Source organism: Ahniella affigens (assembly GCF_003015185.1).
GTDB lineage: Bacteria > Pseudomonadota > Gammaproteobacteria > Xanthomonadales > Ahniellaceae > Ahniella > Ahniella affigens.
Window position 1 is genome coordinate 5,029,878 of sequence record NZ_CP027860.1, and the last position, 16,047, is coordinate 5,045,924.

Below are 16,047 nucleotides of genomic sequence, written 5' to 3' on the forward strand. Positions count from 1 at the left end.
CGGCCGCGCTTATTCCTGTTTGGGCATATCGTATTCAATAGCCATCATTTCCGACGACCGCTCGGGCCACCTAGTTTTGGCATATCACGATTGAGGTCTCGTCATGCTCGCGCCCCAGGAACAACCGTATTTCCCACTGTTTGCAGATTTGCGCCAAGTTTCGGTGCTGGTGGTGGGCGGTGGTGTGGTCGCCGGGCGCAAGATCGATGCGTTGCTTGCCGCCGACGCCAAGGTCACGGTTGGCGCGCCGGAACTCAGCGATCACCTGCAGGCCCTGCAATTGGCGGGCCGCATTCGCTGGATTCGTGGCACGTACGAGGCGAACTGGGTGCGTCATCGCGGACTGGTGATCGGTGCGACGAATGATCCTCTGGTGAACCAGGCCGTTGCGACTGATGCGCGCGCACATGGGATTCTGGTCAACGTCGTCGACGAGCCGGAGATTTCGAACGTCATTTTGCCGGCAGTCGTGCGCCGTGGCCCGCTGACGGTCGCGATTGGCACGCAAGGGTTCGCGCCGTCGCTGTCGCGACGTCTGCGGGAGGAGCTGGAAAAGTTTCTGTCGCCGACCCTCGCGGGCTTGTTTGATCTGGCGGCTCGTTATCGCGCGCGGATCAAATCAGCGGTCCCGCTCGGCAAGGAGCGTCGTGACTTCTACGACTGGTTGCTGGATGGCCCGGTGCATGCGTCGTTGCGCGCCGAGCGCGCCCAGGAGGCGGAAACGCTGCTGCAGCAGGCGCTGAATGAGCCAAGTGTGCAGACCCGGCAGACGGGCGAAGTGCTGCTGGTTGGCGCCGGCCCCGGTGACCCAGACTTGTTGACGGTTCGGGCGTTGCGCGCGCTGCAGCGTGCCGATGTGATTTTGCACGATCGCTTGGTGGGACCCGCGATCCTCGCGCTTGCGCGTCGCGACGCGGAGCTCGTCAGCGTTGGGAAAGAAGGTGGCGGCCCGAGCACATCGCAGGAGTCGATCCAGGCGCAGCTGGTCGCTCTCGCATTGGCCGGCAAGCGCGTCGTACGCCTGAAGGGCGGCGATCCGTTTGTGTTTGGTCGCGGCGGCGAAGAGGCCGAGTATCTGTCCGCTCATGGGGTTCGCTTCGAAATCGTGCCGGGTATTAGCGCGGCGCTCGGTTGCGCTGCTTATGCTGGCGTGCCGCTGACGCATCGTGAGCATGCGCAGGCGCTGGAGTTTGTGACCGCGCACGGCGCCGAGGACGCGCAAAGCCTCGACTGGCAGGCACTGGCAGCCACGAACAAGACGGCCGTGTTTTTCATGGCCGTCAACAAATCCGCCGACTTGAAGCGGAATCTGATTGGCGCCGGCCGGGCATCTTCGACGCCCGTTGCCATCGTCGAGAACGGCACGCTCCCAGAACAACGCGTCATTCGCGCCACACTCGGTCAGTTGGCTGACGCCGTCCGCCAGTATCGCGTGCAGTCGCCGGCGCTGGTGATTGTTGGCGATGTGGTGAACGTGTCTGAGCGCATCAGCTGGTTCGGCGCGGCGCCGATTCAGATGGCGCCGCCGCTGGCAAGAAGTGTGGAATCCATAGACGCCGCGCAGCCAAGTTACAGCTACTGAAACGCGGCGGATTGCGCCTTCTCGTAGCAAGACTTGCGATCCGCCGCATGCCGGTAGCGGTTTCGATGCGGTGATGGTGAAGTCGCGGCATGACCCCGTCGCCTCGTCTCGTCACGTTTCGCGCCGTATTGCATGCGCTCCCGTTGTCGCTGCTTGTCGCCGCGCTGGTCTGGCATGGCCCGATGGCGCAAGATCCGAGCTATCACGACTTTGCTGACCAGCGGCACTGGCTTGGCGTCGCCCAGGGTCAGAACACTTGGTCGAATCTGCCCTTCTTCGTTGCCGGCGTACTCGCACTGATCAGAGGTGTCATGGCGCCGGTGAACCTTCGCTGGCCAGCCTGTGTGATGGGTTTGGGCTTGCTCGGTGTTGCGGTTGGCTCAGCGTGGTATCACCTGGCGCCGACCGATCAGTCGCTGATTTGGGATCGGCTGCCGATGAGTGTGGCGTTTGCTGCGGCGCTGGTGCTGATTGGCATCGATCGATTCCATCCACGCGCTCGATTCGCGCTAACGCCTCTGGTCTTACTCGCCGCCGGTTCGGTCGGTATTTGGCATTGGACCGGTGATCTGCGGGCCTACGCGGTGGTCCAGTTTGGGTCGCTGCTATTGATGATCCAGTGCTTGCTCTTTGGCCAGGGGAATCGGCTGCGGGCTAGCTGGATCTGGCTGGCGATCGTTTGGTATGTCGTGGCGAAAGGGTTTGAGGCCAGCGATCTCTGGTGGTGGCAAGCGTCGGGCCAGCAGCTGGCCGGGCACATGTTGAAGCACCTCGCTGCGGGAATTGGCTCGATGTGTTTGGCGTTGGCGATTCCGATTAAATGGCGCCACGACCAGCATTAGGGCGGACGTCTGGAAATTCTCGTGCCGGGATCGCTTCGCGCAGGGGCAGACCCCTGCAGCTGCCCCGCGGGTTGGTGGGTCGCTCCAATTCGGGACGTGCGCGGTGTTCGTACCTGCAGGAGCAGACCCCTGTGTCTGCCCTGGCCACCGTCTTGCCCCATTGGCGCGTCGGGTGATCTCACCACCACAAACCTTGTTGCAGGGGATCCGAGGTACGACGAACCTGGGCAGACACGGGGGTCTGATCCGACGGGGTGACGGTGCCGGTCGGAGTGGTCGTTCGGCCTGAGCAGATACGGGATCTGCCTACCGTTGGACACAAAAAAACCGGCCGAAGCCGGTTTTTTTGGTATTGCGATGAATCCAGGTTTACTGCGAGACGGGCGCTTCAAAACCAATCTTGGCCATGCCGTTGTTCTTGGCAGACCCCATCAGGTCGGCAAGCACTTCGTACTGGGTGTAGGGATCGGCTTTGATTTGCACCATCGGCTGCGGGTCCTTGCGGGAATCGACCGCGAACTGCGCTTCGAGTACTTCGAGCTGGATCGGCTGACCGTCCAGGAACAACGTACCGTCGCGGTTGATCGAGATCTCAAGCGGCTTTGGTGGATCCGGCTGGTCGACCGGGTTGTTGGTCTTCTGTGGCAGGTCGATCATGATCTTGTGGCTCATGATCGGGACCGTGATCATGAAGATGATCAAGAGCACCAACATCACGTCCACGAGGGGCGTGACGTTGATGTCGGCCATGGCGCCACCGCCGGAGTTATTGGAAAAGGCCATGCTTATCTCCTCACTTTTCCGGATGGGTGGCGAAGCCGATCTTCTTCATGCCCGACGTCTTGGCGATTCCCATGATGTCAGACAGGACACGGTATTCCGTGGTCCGGTCGGCACGGATCTCGAGCAAGGGCTGCGGTTCACGGCGGGCTTCGATACGCAGCTGCTGTTCGAGCGTCTGGCGCATGACCGGCTGATCGTTGAAGTACAGCTCGCCGTTGGATTTGACGGCGAGTGCGATACGCGCCGGCTCTTCTTTCGGCTTCTCCAACATCGACTTGTCAGGCAGCTCGATTTTGACCTTGTCGGTCATCAGCGGCGTGGTGATCATGAAGATGATCAGCAGCACCAACATCACGTCCACGAGGGGCGTGACGTTGATTTCGGCCATGACGCCGCCGCTGTCATTGTTGCTCGAAAAGGCCATTGCTGGCTCCTATGACTGTGCGGACTTACTTCTTGGCGGACTTCGGCGACACGCTATCGACGCGCGAGCCAGTGGCGAAGAAGTCGTGCAGGTCATGCGCGAATTCGTCGAAACGGGCGTTGATCTTGCGGTTCGAGCGGTTGAAGAAGTTGTATGCCAACACGGCCGGGATCGCGACGAACAGACCGAGCGCGGTCATGATCAGCGCTTCACCCACCGGACCGGCAACGGCCTGCAGAGATGCGTCGCCAGCGGCGCCGATGCTGAGCAGGGCGTGGTAGATACCCCACACCGTACCGAGCAGACCGACGAACGGAGCCGACGAACCGGTCGTGGCGAGCCAGGTCAGACCGTTTTCGAGCTTGCTGCTCTCACGGGCAACGGCTTGGCGCAGCGCACGGTCAATGAACTCGGAGCGGTTCAGCGCTTCAACCAGGCGCGAACCTTCGTGACGCTGGTGGTGGGCGGCGGCGCCGGCGCACTCCAGAGCAATCTTCGAGAACGGCTCGCTGGCCTTCTGTTCTTCCATGAAACGGACGGCATCAGCAGCCGACGGCGTTTCCCAGAACAAGCGGATGACCTTTTCCATACGACCGGTGATACCGGTGTTACGGATCGTGTTCATCACAATGTAAACCCACGACACCAGCGACATGACGATCAGCGTAACGAACACCGCCCAGCCGACCCAGTCGAAGTTCTGGATCATGTGGGAGAAGCCCATTTTCTCCAGTGCATCGGCGTCATTGCCGGCGGACGGAGCCGGTGCCGGTGCGGCACCTGCTGGCTGGGTCGGGGCAGAAACCGGAGCCGAGGTCACTTCAGGGGCCGGAGCAGCTGCGGCATCTGCCGGGGCAGCGCCTGCCGCATCGGCGGTTGGGGTGGAGGTCTGATCATCTTGCAGCATGGCGTTACCTTTCGATTACAAAGGAGAGGGTGGTTTAGTTCTTAGTTCAACGAGAATTTGATCGGCACAAGCACGTACGACTGCACCAGCTGACCATTCTTGCGCTCCGGGTTGAAGCGCCAGTTCTTCACGGCCTGAATGGCGGCCTGGTCCAGTTCGCGGTGGCGGCTGGATTTGTCGATATCGACCTTGATCGGCAGGCCTTCCTCGTTGACCAGCACGCGCAGGACCACTTCGCCCTGCAGGCGACGGCGCATCGCGGCCGGCGGGTAGCGCGGCGGCTTCAGACGACGATAGCTTGGGTCTTCGGAGGCGCCCACATCCGGCGGCATGGCCGGGGCAGGCGGAGCCGGCGGCGCTGGTGGCGGCGCTGGTTCAGACATTGGCAGCGGCTCGTCGAACACCGGGGTTTCTTCCGGTTCCGGTGGCGGCGGCGCCGGGGTCGGCCGCTTCTCGATCACCTTGGGCTCGATCTTTTTCGGCGGCTCAGGTGGCGGTGGTGGCGGCGGCGGTGGAGGTGGTGGCGGTTCCAGGAACACGACCTCGACGGTTTCGTCTTCCTCGTCCTCGGTGGCATCCGGCGGTTTAACCGGTGCGGCCAGGAACAAGAACACGCTGGCATGTACAGCCAGGGCAACAGATTGCCCGGCCACACGGCGCCAACTGAATCCTGATTTTTCCAAAGTGTTGGACATAAATGCGTGAAACTCGTTGTGGACCTGGGCCGAAATCGCCACGTCCGGGGACGCGGGTTGGTGATTATAGCCCGGGCTTTGGATTTGCGAACAAGCGGGGCGAACCCCGATTCTCAGTCTGCCTCCTTGCCGACCTTGTCCGTTTCAACGGAAGACCCGGCAGACCGGGTTTTCCGTACAAGAATGGTCTGGAAACCGGGTTGCGGCAGCCAGTCACCCCTGGTGGAACGATCGAACAGCACTCGTCCTGAGCACCCATTCTGATTGCAAATCCGGCTCCGGGCCGAAATCGCTGCCGATAGCAAGACCGCCTGCGCGCTCTCGTTACCGTTGGCACCATCCGTGGCGCACCGGTCAGACAGCCTCTGCCGTCTGTTTGGCCTGCCCGCCAGATCCGTGGCGGGCAGCCGGGAGATGATGCTTACTTACTTGACGCTCTTCAGCCAGGACGCCGCCGATTCCTTGGTGCTCGGGAATGCGAGCGCCTTGGTATAGGCCGCCTTGGCAGCGGACAAATTATCGAGTTCCAACTCGCAGTTGCCGAGCGTCAGCCAGTTTTCACCCTGCCGCTCGAAGCCACCCTTGGCCGCTGCGGCAGTTGCCGCCTGCTTGCACTCTGGATACTTGTCGCCTTCATACAACGCCAGTGCCTTTAGATACAGAATCTCGCCGTTTTGGGCAAACGGCTCAGCTTTGCTGTAGGCATCGGCAGATTCAACATACTTATCGGCATAACGAAGGGCATCGCCGAGCGTCTTATAGGTATCAAGGCTCGGTTTCAGTTTGTTGGCAGCGACAGCTGAATTGACCACTTCGACGGCCTTCAGCGGCATGTCCACATAAGAATAAATCGAGGCCAGATGGCGGATGTCGTTCTCGCTCTTCAGCACGCCACGATCGTAGGCGGCCTGCAGCACGCCGGCCGCTTTGGCTTCGCCACCTTCCATTTCGAGGTAGGACTGGCTGGCCAGCTTGACGATCGGCAGCAGGTCGGGCTTCTTGGCGAGAATCTCTTCCGCTTCGCGCACCGCTTCTGGGTATTTCTCAGCGTCGTAGTAGCTCTGCACGATCAGCTGATACATCGAGTCGCTCGGTTCCTTGGCCGTGGCGACCGCCTTTTTGGCGGGTTCCGGCACCAGGTCGAACTTTTCCTGACGGTAATAGGAGATTGCCAAGACCTGCCAAGCGCGTGCATCGTCGCTGCCGGTTTCGTCGAGGAAGCGCTTCGCATAGTTGATGGCGAGGTCGTACATGTCCTCGTTCGAGGCCAGTTGCGACACGCCGATCATCAGACCAAAGTGATTGGTGTTCGGCAGCGCATCCAGATCGACCGCCTTCTGGTAGTACTCAAGCTGCTTGGCGACATCGTCGTCGCGCTCGGAGTACACGTTGCCAAGGCCTTGATAGACATTGGCTTGCTCAAGTTTGTTGACCTTTTTGTCGGCCAGCACTTCGTTCAGCAGCGTCTCGGCCTTGTCGTAGTCGCCTTCGTCGATGGCGTCGAAGCCAGCCACCAGCTTCTTGTTGAGCCGCTCGCTCATCTTGAACGTCGGTTCCACGCGCTTGGCGTTCGGATAAGGGTTTGGCGCCTTTTCCGTCTTTTTGTTGCGATCACGATCGCGCTTGAATTGTGAAGAGCTGCCGCTATCACGCGCATAGCTGGTGTCTGGCAGGGCTAGGCCCAGTCCGGCGGTGATGGCGAGGCAAAGCACGCCTGTGCGAAGAATCGATTTCATTTAAAACCTCGTCAGGACGAATGCGCCAACAACAAAGGGGCGCGAAGGTTAGCGAAGGGGCGGGATGGGCTCAAGCTCAAACCGCTGGAGTTTACAAGCGTATCCATTAAACAGACGTTCGATTGAGGGCCGATCGCACGCGGAAAACCGCGATCATGGCTCATCCTGCGTCCATTTTCAGCTTTGGCGCCCGGCATTGTGGGCTGGCCCCGCGGGCGCGCGCCTGCTCGAAAAGCGGCCGGGTCCTGCCAAGGTTTTCGGTCAATCGGTCAGCCCGGCGTTCTGGATCGGGGTGGGTCGACAGCCATTCTGGGCTCCGAACCGGCGCCTCGGCGGTCATCCGCTGCCACAACGTCACGGCGGCAGATGGATCAAACCCCGCCTGTGCCATCAAGCGCTGGCCGAGCAAGTCGGCATCGCTTTCGTTTTGCCGCGAAAACGGCAGCAACACGCCCACCTGGGAACCCACGCCGAGCAACGCCAGCACCTGTCGGCTTTGCTCGGGCGACGCTTTGCGGCCGGCGTACGCAGCGACCGCAGCGCTGGCGGCTTCGGCCGCGAATTGGTTGGAAACGCGCGCGGCGCCATGGCGGTCGACTACATGGGCGATTTCGTGTGCGAGCACCGCAGCCATCTGGTCCGGCGTTTCTGCCATCGGAAACATGCCCGTGTGGACGCCGACTTTGCCGCCCGGCAGCGCGAACGCATTCGCTGCCTTGTGGTTGAACACCGCGACTTCCCAAGGCGTTTGCTGCCAGCTGGCTGGCAACTGTCGCACCAACGCCTGCGTGATGCAGTCGACATAGCGCGTCTTCTCGGCATCCTGGCTCAGGGTGTCGGACGCCTTCATCTGCTGGAATGCCGTGAGCCCCATGGTGTTGATTTGGGAATCGCTGATCAACAGCAATTGGTCACGGCCGCTCATATTGGTCGCGCAGCCACCGAGCCCGGCCAGCAGCACCAATCCAAATAACCTCGCCTTCATCGCAACACCTCGCCTCACAGGGTGGGGAAATGAGCTTTTGAGAACGCCACGCGTTCTGCTGGATCTTTGGACAACTGCTTGGCCTGCTCCAGTTCCTGGATCTTGCGGAGCCGGTTCAGCAAACCGTTACCGTTGGCCATCTGAATTGCCAGACCCGGGCGGGCGTTCAGCTCCAGAATGAGGGGTCCGAGTTGCTTGTCGAGCACAATATCGACGCCAACATAGCCCAATTCACAGAGCTCGAACGCTTTCGCACCAATCATCAGCAGATCGTCCCAGCGGGGAATCTGCAGGCCTACGATGCTCGATTCGGTATCGGGATGCTCCTTGATGATTTCGGTGCCCCAGACGCCGCGTCTGGTCAGACCGGTCGGGATATCGATCCCGACGCCGATGGCGCCCTGATGCAGATTGGCTTTGCCGTCAGAGAGCCGGGTCGGCAGGCGGATCATTGCCATGGCCGGGTACCCGAGAAAGCTGATGATGCGGATGTCGGGCACGCCCTTGTACGAGACATTTTCGAAAATGGGGTCGAACTGCACGCAGTACTCGACCAGAATGTGATCCGGTTGGCCGCCGAGCGAGAACAGACCAGACAGCATGTTCGACAGGTGATGGTCAAACTCGTCCCGGTTCATGAACGACCCGTTGGAGCGCCGGTATTTGTCACCCCGACGACCCGTGATCACCAGAATGCCATCACCACCCGAGCCATGGGCGGGCTTGACGACGAACTGCTCGCGATCCTTGATTTTTTCGTGCAACTCTTCGATTTCGTGTTCTTCACGGACCACGGCATAGAGCTCGGGCACTGGCAGCTCTGCTTTCAGCGCCAGCGTCTTCGTGATCAGCTTGTCATCGACCCGCGGATAGAACCGGCGTTGGTTGTAGGCCAGCACAAACTCGGCATTGCGCTGACCAATGCCCATGAGGCCCTTGGCCCGGAGGCGCCGGGCTACTTCAAACAGGCCGATCATGGCGCCGCCTTGTCGCTTGATTCGGCAATCGGGTCTTTGGCCAGATTGCGGAAGCGGAACAGTTCCGTCAGGCGATAACCTGAGTAGCGACCAAGCACCAGTGTGACCGCAAACAGCACGAGCAGCAGTTCCGGGAACACAAAGATCAGGTGCTGCAAATGGGGTTCGCGCATGACCAGATAGGCAAGGCTCGCGATGATCAACGAACCCATAGCCTGGCGGATGGCATAGCCCGCGCCGCGCTCTTCCCAGGCCACCGAGACGCGCTCAATCGTCATCGTCAGAATGATCATCGGGAACAGCGCCACGTTGAGGCCCACAGGCTGATCAAGCTTGTGACTGATCACTGACACCATCGCCATCAGCAGCACAACCACGATCAGCACCGCCGTCAAGCGCGGCACCAACAGCAGTTTCAGACGCTCCATGTAAAAGCGCACGAGCAGCCCGAGGCTGATGATCACGACGAACAGCACGAATCCGGCGATCACACCGGTCCAGTTGAACGCGAGCGCGATCAGCACCGGCATGAAGGTACCGAAAGTCTTGATACCGACAATATTGCGGAGGAGCAGCATGATGAAGGCGCCAATCGGCACCAGCAGCAAAATCTTGTAGACCTCCTGAGCGTCCAGCGGGAGATCCAGAAGTGAATACGCGATGAGATTGCGATCTTTGGCGCGGAGGCGCTCCTTCGCGGTTTCCAGGGCGTCGTCCAGGCTCGTCTTGGCCGTGAACTCGACGGTGGCGTCATCGTTGTCCTCGACCAACAGCACCGGCTTTTGGGCCGTGCTCCACAGGAAAAAGTTTTCCGGGAAGCCCTCCACACCGTTGATGGCATTCAAGGTGCGCCAGGTTTTTTGGTCGCTGTCCCAGACTTGCAGGAACGGGGTCAGGGTGTTGCCGGCGTCCTGCTCGACCAGTTCCAGGCCGTAGATGATGCGGGCGGCAATTTGGCGATCCGCCAGGAGGTCTTTTGCCAGCTTCACGGTGTCGTGCTGGCTATTGAATGTCTCCGTGAGCAGTTGCACTTCCTGACTCGGATTGCTGTCGTGCAGACGGCGCACCAGCTCGCCAGCAAAGCTCGCCGAGTCGACCGACTTTTCGCGCACGCTGTCGAGCAGACCGGCGCGCGCAGTCGCGAACGGCTCCTCATACGTCTTGGCGGTGACCGGTTTGGGCTCGGCGGCGTCGATCACTTCGTGCTGGTCGCGATAGATCGTGGCACGGTAGTACAGCGCCTGGACGCCGCGCGCGCGCCGGATCTGCCATTGCACCGCGCGCGAGCCTTTGCCCGGCTCGATGCTCATACCGTAGTCGCGCGCCAGAAAGTTCTCGTTGATGACCGCATAGCCAGGCGGGTTGTTCGGGATCTGCAGCGTGACTTTGTTGGGGCCTTTCTTTGGCTCGAACTCGACGCGGGCCTGAATTTCCCAGATTTCCGTCTGCTCATTCGGCGCCACTGGAAACTTGAGCACTTTCCATTTGTAAGCAAATGCGCTGAGGCCAAGCGCAGCAATCAGCAAGGCCAGAATGTAGAGCTGTGTTTTTTTCATGGTGAATAAATCCCGAGAAACGCGGTCAGGTTCGGCAGCGTCCAATCCGGACGGCTGCCGCTGAACCCGAAAAAGGCCCAAAGTCCGAGTCAGTATAGCCCTGCCGGCCGATCACACAAACCGAGGCAACGCGGGACCGATCCGACCACCTGAAGGGGGATCGCCATTTCAGGAAACGATCGTAATCAGTTTTGACCACCCCCGCATTCATGTGAACGCCTGTGGCAGAATCCGGGGTCCTTTATCGCGTCGGCGAGTCAATTCCCGTATGAGCAAGCTATTGTCCGTGGCAACGATCAGCGTGACGAGCACCGAACAGGATCAAATCCGCCAGGTGATCAATGCGCTGAAAGACCCCCAGGTCAGCTGGGATTGGTCGGCCGACGCCGGTCGCGCAGATGTTGTCATCATCGACGCCGACTCGATGTATGGCCATATGGACTGGTTGCGTGCCCAGTCTCAGGGCCGCAACGTGATCTGCCTGACCGCTGCCAGCGGCCATGAACAGGACAACGTGCTGCATCGCCCCATTGGCACCGGAACCATCCGCGCCGCGCTTGCCCGCGCAGCGCGGCGCGCGGGCATCGATGTGCCCGACCCGGGCCCTGCAGCCGAGCCGGCACCTACGCGAAGCGAGCCGGTCACCCCCGTGGCCCCGATGCCGCCCCAGACGGCACCATTGCGCCCCCGAACCGATCCAAACCAACGTGCGGTACCTGCTGCCCCGGTTCCGGTGGCGGCCCCGGCTCCCGTGGCGGCTCCTGCACCAATGCCCGCGCCGACACCGGTTCCAGCACCGCCGCCGGTCGTGGCCGCGCCAGCACCGGCACCAGCGCCAGCACCGGCACCAGCACCAGTGCCCGCACCAGCACCGGCACCCGCATCTGCGCAAAGTCCAGCACCCGCCGCGCCCGCCGTTCGATCAGCCATTCAGCCACCTAACTTGCTGCGCTCAACGGCGCCGGCCCGTCCGCCTGAGCCCGCTGCGCCGGCCCCAGTCGCCGCACCGGCACCCGCCCCCGCGCCAGCACCCGCACCGGCCGCACCGGTTGCCGCCAATGCGGGCCTGACCCTGGCCGATTATTGTGTGTCCGACAACATGGCCCGCGCCGCCAAGATTGAGCGTCCTGGGTTGCCGCCATTGGTCATTGACGCCGCGCAGGACCGGTACTACGCCGGTTTGACGCTGAAACCGCTGCTCGGCTATTGCCAGGGCGAGATTGCCCTGACCGAGTGGAAGTCGCTGACCGACGCCGAGACCGAGAAATTCCGCAGCAGCAACTCCGGTTTGCCACTGTCCCGTCTCCTCTGGCTGTACGTTCTCGGCACGTCGAATGGCCTGAATGTGCTGCCGGGGCTGGATCTCAACGGCAAGTTCAAGCTCACGAAGTGGCCGCAGATCGAACGGGAGTTTCCGAAACACTTCCGAATCGCCACCGCCATGATGAAAGGATTTGCCCCGTTGCAGGAAGTTGCCGATGCGGCGGGCGCGAGCCTGGGTGACGTGGCCGACTTCGTCAATGCTTACGCGGCGATCGGCTTTGTTCAGCAGGAGACCGGTAGTTTTAACGCCGACCGGAAGGCCGTACTCGACCGACTGCGCCAACGCGCTGGCTAAGACCACGCTGGTCTGATCGGACGCGTTGACTGACGCCCACGGCCGAAAGCCTGGGCGCCGTGCCGGCCAAACTGGCTTGCGCCATCCGGAACTTTCCGCCACCTTTTTGCTCTCTGTCCGTCTGTTTTTGTCTGATTGGAGTTGTCATGAACCGCATTTCTCGAATCTTGCTGTTGCTCGTTACGTCGTTTCTGATGGCCTCGGCCACCGCCCAGACCACCCCTGCCCCGGCCGCTGCCGGCGACAAACCAGCCGCCGCTGCAAAGCCACGCGTGTCGCTGAAGACCAACATGGGTGAAATCGTGGTCGAACTGGAGCCCGAGAAGGCCCCAAAGTCGGTTGAGAATTTCCTGCAGTACGTCAAAGACAAGCAGTACGACGGCACCATTTTCCATCGCGTCATCAAGACGTTCATGATCCAAGGCGGCGGCTATACGGCGACTGGCCAAGCCAAGGGCACCCGCGGCCCGATCCAGAACGAGGCCGACAATGGTCTGCCGAATCTGCGTGGCACGATCGCGATGGCCCGCACCGGCGACCCGCATTCGGCCACCTCGCAGTTCTTCATCAACGTGGTCGACAACGCGTTCTTGAACCATGTCAGCAAGGACAATGGCTCAACCTGGGGCTATGCGGTATTCGGCAAAGTCGTCTCGGGCCTGGACGTTGTCGACGCCATCAAGAACGTGCAGACTGCGCCGCAGGGCATGTTCCCGGATGCACCGACGTCCCCCGTCGTGATCAACACGGCGACCATCGTCGAGTAACCCCGAGTCTCGCCGCGCCAGCAGCGGCGACTGAATCAAGCAAAAACGCCCGGAAACGGGCGTTTTTCTTTGTGCGATTCGACACGAGCAATCAGACACCCAGGCCCGATTGCGGCGACGAGGACCGTTGGCAGACTGATGACCAACCACTTGCTGGCTTGGCCAAAAGGGGGTCAGAGATCCTCCAGCTTCAATGGCGCTGGTTGAATCGGCAGAATGATTCGGGCCATCGTGCCGCGGGGCTGACGGGCGATCAGTTCCAGGCGCCCGCCATGCCGGCGAACGATGCGGCTGACAATCGCCAAGCCCAAGCCGCTGCCGACCCGAGCCCGCCCTTCGCGGGCGAGGAAGGGTTCGCCAATGCGTCGGTGCAAGTCGAGTGGAATACCCGTTCCCTCGTCGGTGATGGTAATCGCAACGTGTCCTGGGTCCGGGCAAACCAGATTCGCGGTGTACGGCGGCGCTGCGTGGCGCCTTGCGTTGACGACCAGATTCGCGAGTGCACGCTGCAGCGCCAGAGGCGTGGCGACAATCACCGCCGGCTCATGAATGTGAATCGTCCAGTTCTTCAGGTTTCCGCCATTCGCGTGCACGACTTCCTGCAGCAATGGCGCCAGCGCCACCTCTTTAGGCGCTTCCTCGCGACCCGAGCGCACGTAGTCGATGAACTGCCTGACGATGGCGTCAATTTCTTCGATGTCGGCAGCCATCGCGCCACGACCCTCATCGGTATGCGCGTCACCGAGTTCAAGCGCCAGGCGAATGCGCGACAGCGGCGTCCGCAGATCGTGCGACAGGCCGGCCAGGATCAACTCGCGTTCCCGGAGCGCATTCGACCGTGACGCGCCGGCCTGAGTCAGTGCATTGGCGAGTTCGCGGATTTCGGTCGGCGCACCTTTCAGCACATCCGTGTCGGCCCGGCCGCGCACCAGATCATCGGCCTGCGCGGCCAGACGCTCGACAGGTGCCGCCAGCTGGCGCGCGAGCCCATACGCTCCCAGCAAACTGAGCACCAGCACGCCGAGGACAATCAGGGGTGCCTTGGTCTGGTGATTCGAGCCGCCCAGGTCCACACGCTGACGAACCCACGTTCCCGGCGCTTGACCCACCGCCAACCAAACGTGCAGACCCTCATCGTATTCCAGACGGAACCGCTGGTGCCCGACCAGGACGCGGGTCAATGCAGAGGCGACGACGCTGGCGTCCGGACCCTCAGGACTCACGTCGATGACTGGCGCCGCGTCGGCAAAACGGAGATCCAGCTCAGACAATTCAGACCAGACCGGCAAACGATGTCCGGGGTCCATCTGCTTCAACGCGCTGGCAGTCAAAGCCTGGTCAACCAGGCGACGGGCCGATGCCGCATCGAAATGCTCCTGATGCCGGACCTGCTCGGTCAGGAAATACCCCACGGCATGCAGGATAACCAGCAGAATGCTGAGCGATACCAGAATGCGCGCAAACGAGCGCCGAAGCACGACGATTTAGTCCAGACCGTCCGGTACGAACACGTAGCCCTGACCCCAGACGGTTTGGATGAGTCGCGGGTTGCGGGGATCGGGTTCGATGATTCGCCGGAGGCGGGAGATGGTGACGTCGATCGACCGCAGCGTCGCCTCTTCGCCGGCACCGTGCACAATGCTCATCAGGCGCTCGCGCGGCATCGCCACGCGGGCATGCTCGGCGAGCACCGACAGCATGACGAATTCGCCGGTGGTCAGTTTGACGACGTCGCCATCGCGCATCAGCAGGCGGCGATCGCGATCCAGGCTGAACGGGCCGAAGCGCTGGACGCCCTTGCTTTCGGCGACGGGCTCAGCCGGCGCCCGCCGACGCAACACAGCGCGGATCCGAGCCAGCAACTCGCGCGGGTTGTAGGGTTTTGCCAAATAATCGTCGGCGCCGATTTCGAGGCCGACAATCCGATCGACGTCGTCACCGCGAGCGGTCAGCATGATGACCGGCACCGTGATCCCGCGCGAGCGAAGCTTGCGGCAGAAGTCCAGACCGTCGCCATCCGGCAGCATCAAATCGAGCACGACCAGATCGAACTTGGCGAGCAGCACGCCAGCCTCCGCTTCGGCAATCGTGGCGGCGCCTTCGACGACAAAGCCCTGCTCATTCAGATAGCGGGTCAGCAGAACGCGCAAGCGCTCGTCATCGTCAACAATCAGGATGTGCAGGGGTTCATGAGCCATTCGCCGATGCTAGCGTGAATCTTCATCTTTCTGAATGGTCTTGGGCATTGTTCACGCGCGTTTCGTCTGCTCCCCGATGCGCTTGCCCATCCCGGTTTTCGGCCGATCTCGCCACCTGCCCTGACCGTGAGCTCGGGCAGGTGGCGCGGGTGTCGTTACAGCGCGATCGCGGCCTCGGGTGGATCGTTGTTGCTGAGCTCAACCTGTTCGGCCGATACGGCGCCATTACCCAGATTGACGATCGTGCCGAGACTGTCGGCCGCATCCTCGTGCTGTGCGACATTCTCGCGAATCCGTACGCCATTCAGGCGCACGGTTCCGAAGTTCAGCACGGCCGAAGCAGCCGCCAGACTGTCGTAGCGGCGGCTGACAAAGTTGGACTCGATCCCCGTGCGAATGAGTTCGAGCTCGCCATAGTTGACCACGGTACCGGCATCTCGCTGACTCGCCGCGAGCTGGTTGAAGCTGATTTCGCTGTCGATGGCACGCAGCGTGCCGAAGTTTTCGATAATCGCGTTACCGAAGCCGGCCGTATTGTCGACCACCGATACCCCCTTCAGATGCAGCGTGCCGCGGTTCTGCACGGCACCCTGATTGGATTCCGCCAAGGTCAGATCACTGAACGTGACATCGGCATTCGGGGCAATGGCGACCAGGCGGAAGCGATCGGTCGAATAGGCACGCAACTCGGCGCCGTGACCTTCGATCCGAATCTTGCCCTGCAAGACGGGCAGGGCCGCATTGCTGCCTTCATCCACTGCCTCGATCAAGGTGTAAAGCCCTTGTTCGGCAAGATGGATCGTGGTTTCGGTGTTACTCATATTCGCGGCATAGAGCGCTGCGATCAGGCCGTCGGTATCACGGGTCTTGATGTACACATCGTCAGCCATGGCCAAAGGCGCCATCGCGGACAGCATCAGGGTGAGGAGGATTCGCTTATTCATGGTTGTCTCCGGGCGGGATCGCCGCCATTACCG

General features: G+C 61.5%; 15 protein-coding genes. 4 read left to right on the forward strand and 11 right to left on the reverse strand.

The annotated features are described in order from the left end of the window. Positions 1 to 103 precede the first annotated feature (103 nt). A complete protein-coding gene (cysG, locus tag C7S18_RS19380; protein WP_106893113.1) occupies positions 104 to 1,582 on the forward strand; it encodes a siroheme synthase CysG in 1,479 nt (492 codons plus the stop codon). 89 nt (positions 1,583 to 1,671) lie between these two features. Continuing rightward, positions 1,672 to 2,424, forward strand: coding sequence for a ceramidase domain-containing protein (locus tag C7S18_RS19385; RefSeq protein ID WP_106893114.1), 753 nt, complete (start codon positions 1,672 to 1,674; stop codon positions 2,422 to 2,424). 369 nt (positions 2,425 to 2,793) lie between these two features. Here the strand turns inward: C7S18_RS19385 and C7S18_RS19390 are convergent, their stop codons facing one another. The 8 genes from C7S18_RS19390 to C7S18_RS19425 all read right to left on the reverse strand — a co-directional run bounded on the left by C7S18_RS19390 (position 2,794) and on the right by C7S18_RS19425 (position 10,487). Next, positions 2,794 to 3,207 (reverse strand): ExbD/TolR family protein, encoded by a 414-nt coding sequence (locus tag C7S18_RS19390; protein WP_106893115.1) that lies wholly within the window; start codon positions 3,205 to 3,207, stop codon positions 2,794 to 2,796. Between the two features lie 10 nt (positions 3,208 to 3,217). Continuing rightward, positions 3,218 to 3,631 carry an ExbD/TolR family protein gene (locus C7S18_RS19395; protein WP_106893116.1) on the reverse strand — a complete coding sequence of 138 codons (414 nt, stop codon included), beginning with the start codon at positions 3,629 to 3,631 and terminating at the stop codon, positions 3,218 to 3,220. A 25-nt stretch (positions 3,632 to 3,656) separates the two neighbouring features. Then, a complete protein-coding gene (locus C7S18_RS19400) occupies positions 3,657 to 4,355 on the reverse strand; it encodes a MotA/TolQ/ExbB proton channel family protein (protein WP_106894114.1) in 699 nt (232 codons plus the stop codon). Between the two features lie 224 nt (positions 4,356 to 4,579). Then, positions 4,580 to 5,233 (reverse strand): energy transducer TonB, encoded by a 654-nt coding sequence (locus tag C7S18_RS19405; protein ID WP_106894115.1) that lies wholly within the window; start codon positions 5,231 to 5,233, stop codon positions 4,580 to 4,582. Between the two features lie 425 nt (positions 5,234 to 5,658). Continuing rightward, entirely contained in the window at positions 5,659 to 6,969 is a 1,311-nt protein-coding gene (locus C7S18_RS19410) for a tetratricopeptide repeat protein (RefSeq protein ID WP_106893117.1), read from the reverse strand. A gap of 160 nt (positions 6,970 to 7,129) precedes the next feature. Continuing rightward, positions 7,130 to 7,954, reverse strand: coding sequence for a M48 family metallopeptidase (locus tag C7S18_RS19415; protein ID WP_106893118.1), 825 nt, complete (start codon positions 7,952 to 7,954; stop codon positions 7,130 to 7,132). A gap of 14 nt (positions 7,955 to 7,968) precedes the next feature. After that, positions 7,969 to 8,931, reverse strand: coding sequence for an alpha-L-glutamate ligase-like protein (locus tag C7S18_RS19420; RefSeq protein ID WP_106893119.1), 963 nt, complete (start codon positions 8,929 to 8,931; stop codon positions 7,969 to 7,971). Next, entirely contained in the window at positions 8,928 to 10,487 is a 1,560-nt protein-coding gene (locus C7S18_RS19425) for an inactive transglutaminase family protein (RefSeq protein WP_106893120.1), read from the reverse strand. Before C7S18_RS19425 ends, C7S18_RS19420 begins: the two co-directional genes overlap by 4 nt. A 268-nt stretch (positions 10,488 to 10,755) precedes the next feature. On the opposite strand from C7S18_RS19425, the gene C7S18_RS24575 reads away from it, so the two are divergent. Next, positions 10,756 to 12,105 carry a hypothetical protein gene (locus C7S18_RS24575; protein ID WP_170113015.1) on the forward strand — a complete coding sequence of 450 codons (1,350 nt, stop codon included), beginning with the start codon at positions 10,756 to 10,758 and terminating at the stop codon, positions 12,103 to 12,105. A 146-nt stretch (positions 12,106 to 12,251) separates the two neighbouring features. After that, positions 12,252 to 12,872: a peptidylprolyl isomerase gene (locus C7S18_RS19445; RefSeq protein WP_276309414.1), complete on the forward strand. Its 621-nt coding sequence runs from the start codon at positions 12,252 to 12,254 to the stop codon at positions 12,870 to 12,872. Between the two features lie 173 nt (positions 12,873 to 13,045). Here the strand turns inward: C7S18_RS19445 and C7S18_RS19450 are convergent, their stop codons facing one another. The 3 genes from C7S18_RS19450 to C7S18_RS19460 all read right to left on the reverse strand — a co-directional run bounded on the left by C7S18_RS19450 (position 13,046) and on the right by C7S18_RS19460 (position 16,014). Further along, the gene (locus tag C7S18_RS19450) at positions 13,046 to 14,350 is read right to left on the reverse strand and encodes an ATP-binding protein (RefSeq protein ID WP_106893122.1); all 1,305 of its coding nucleotides are present in this window, start codon (positions 14,348 to 14,350) and stop codon (positions 13,046 to 13,048) included. Between the two features lie 6 nt (positions 14,351 to 14,356). Then, positions 14,357 to 15,070: a response regulator gene (locus C7S18_RS19455; protein ID WP_106893123.1), complete on the reverse strand. Its 714-nt coding sequence runs from the start codon at positions 15,068 to 15,070 to the stop codon at positions 14,357 to 14,359. 155 nt (positions 15,071 to 15,225) lie between these two features. Beyond that, a complete protein-coding gene (locus C7S18_RS19460) occupies positions 15,226 to 16,014 on the reverse strand; it encodes a hypothetical protein (protein WP_106893124.1) in 789 nt (262 codons plus the stop codon). Positions 16,015 to 16,047 lie beyond the last annotated feature (33 nt).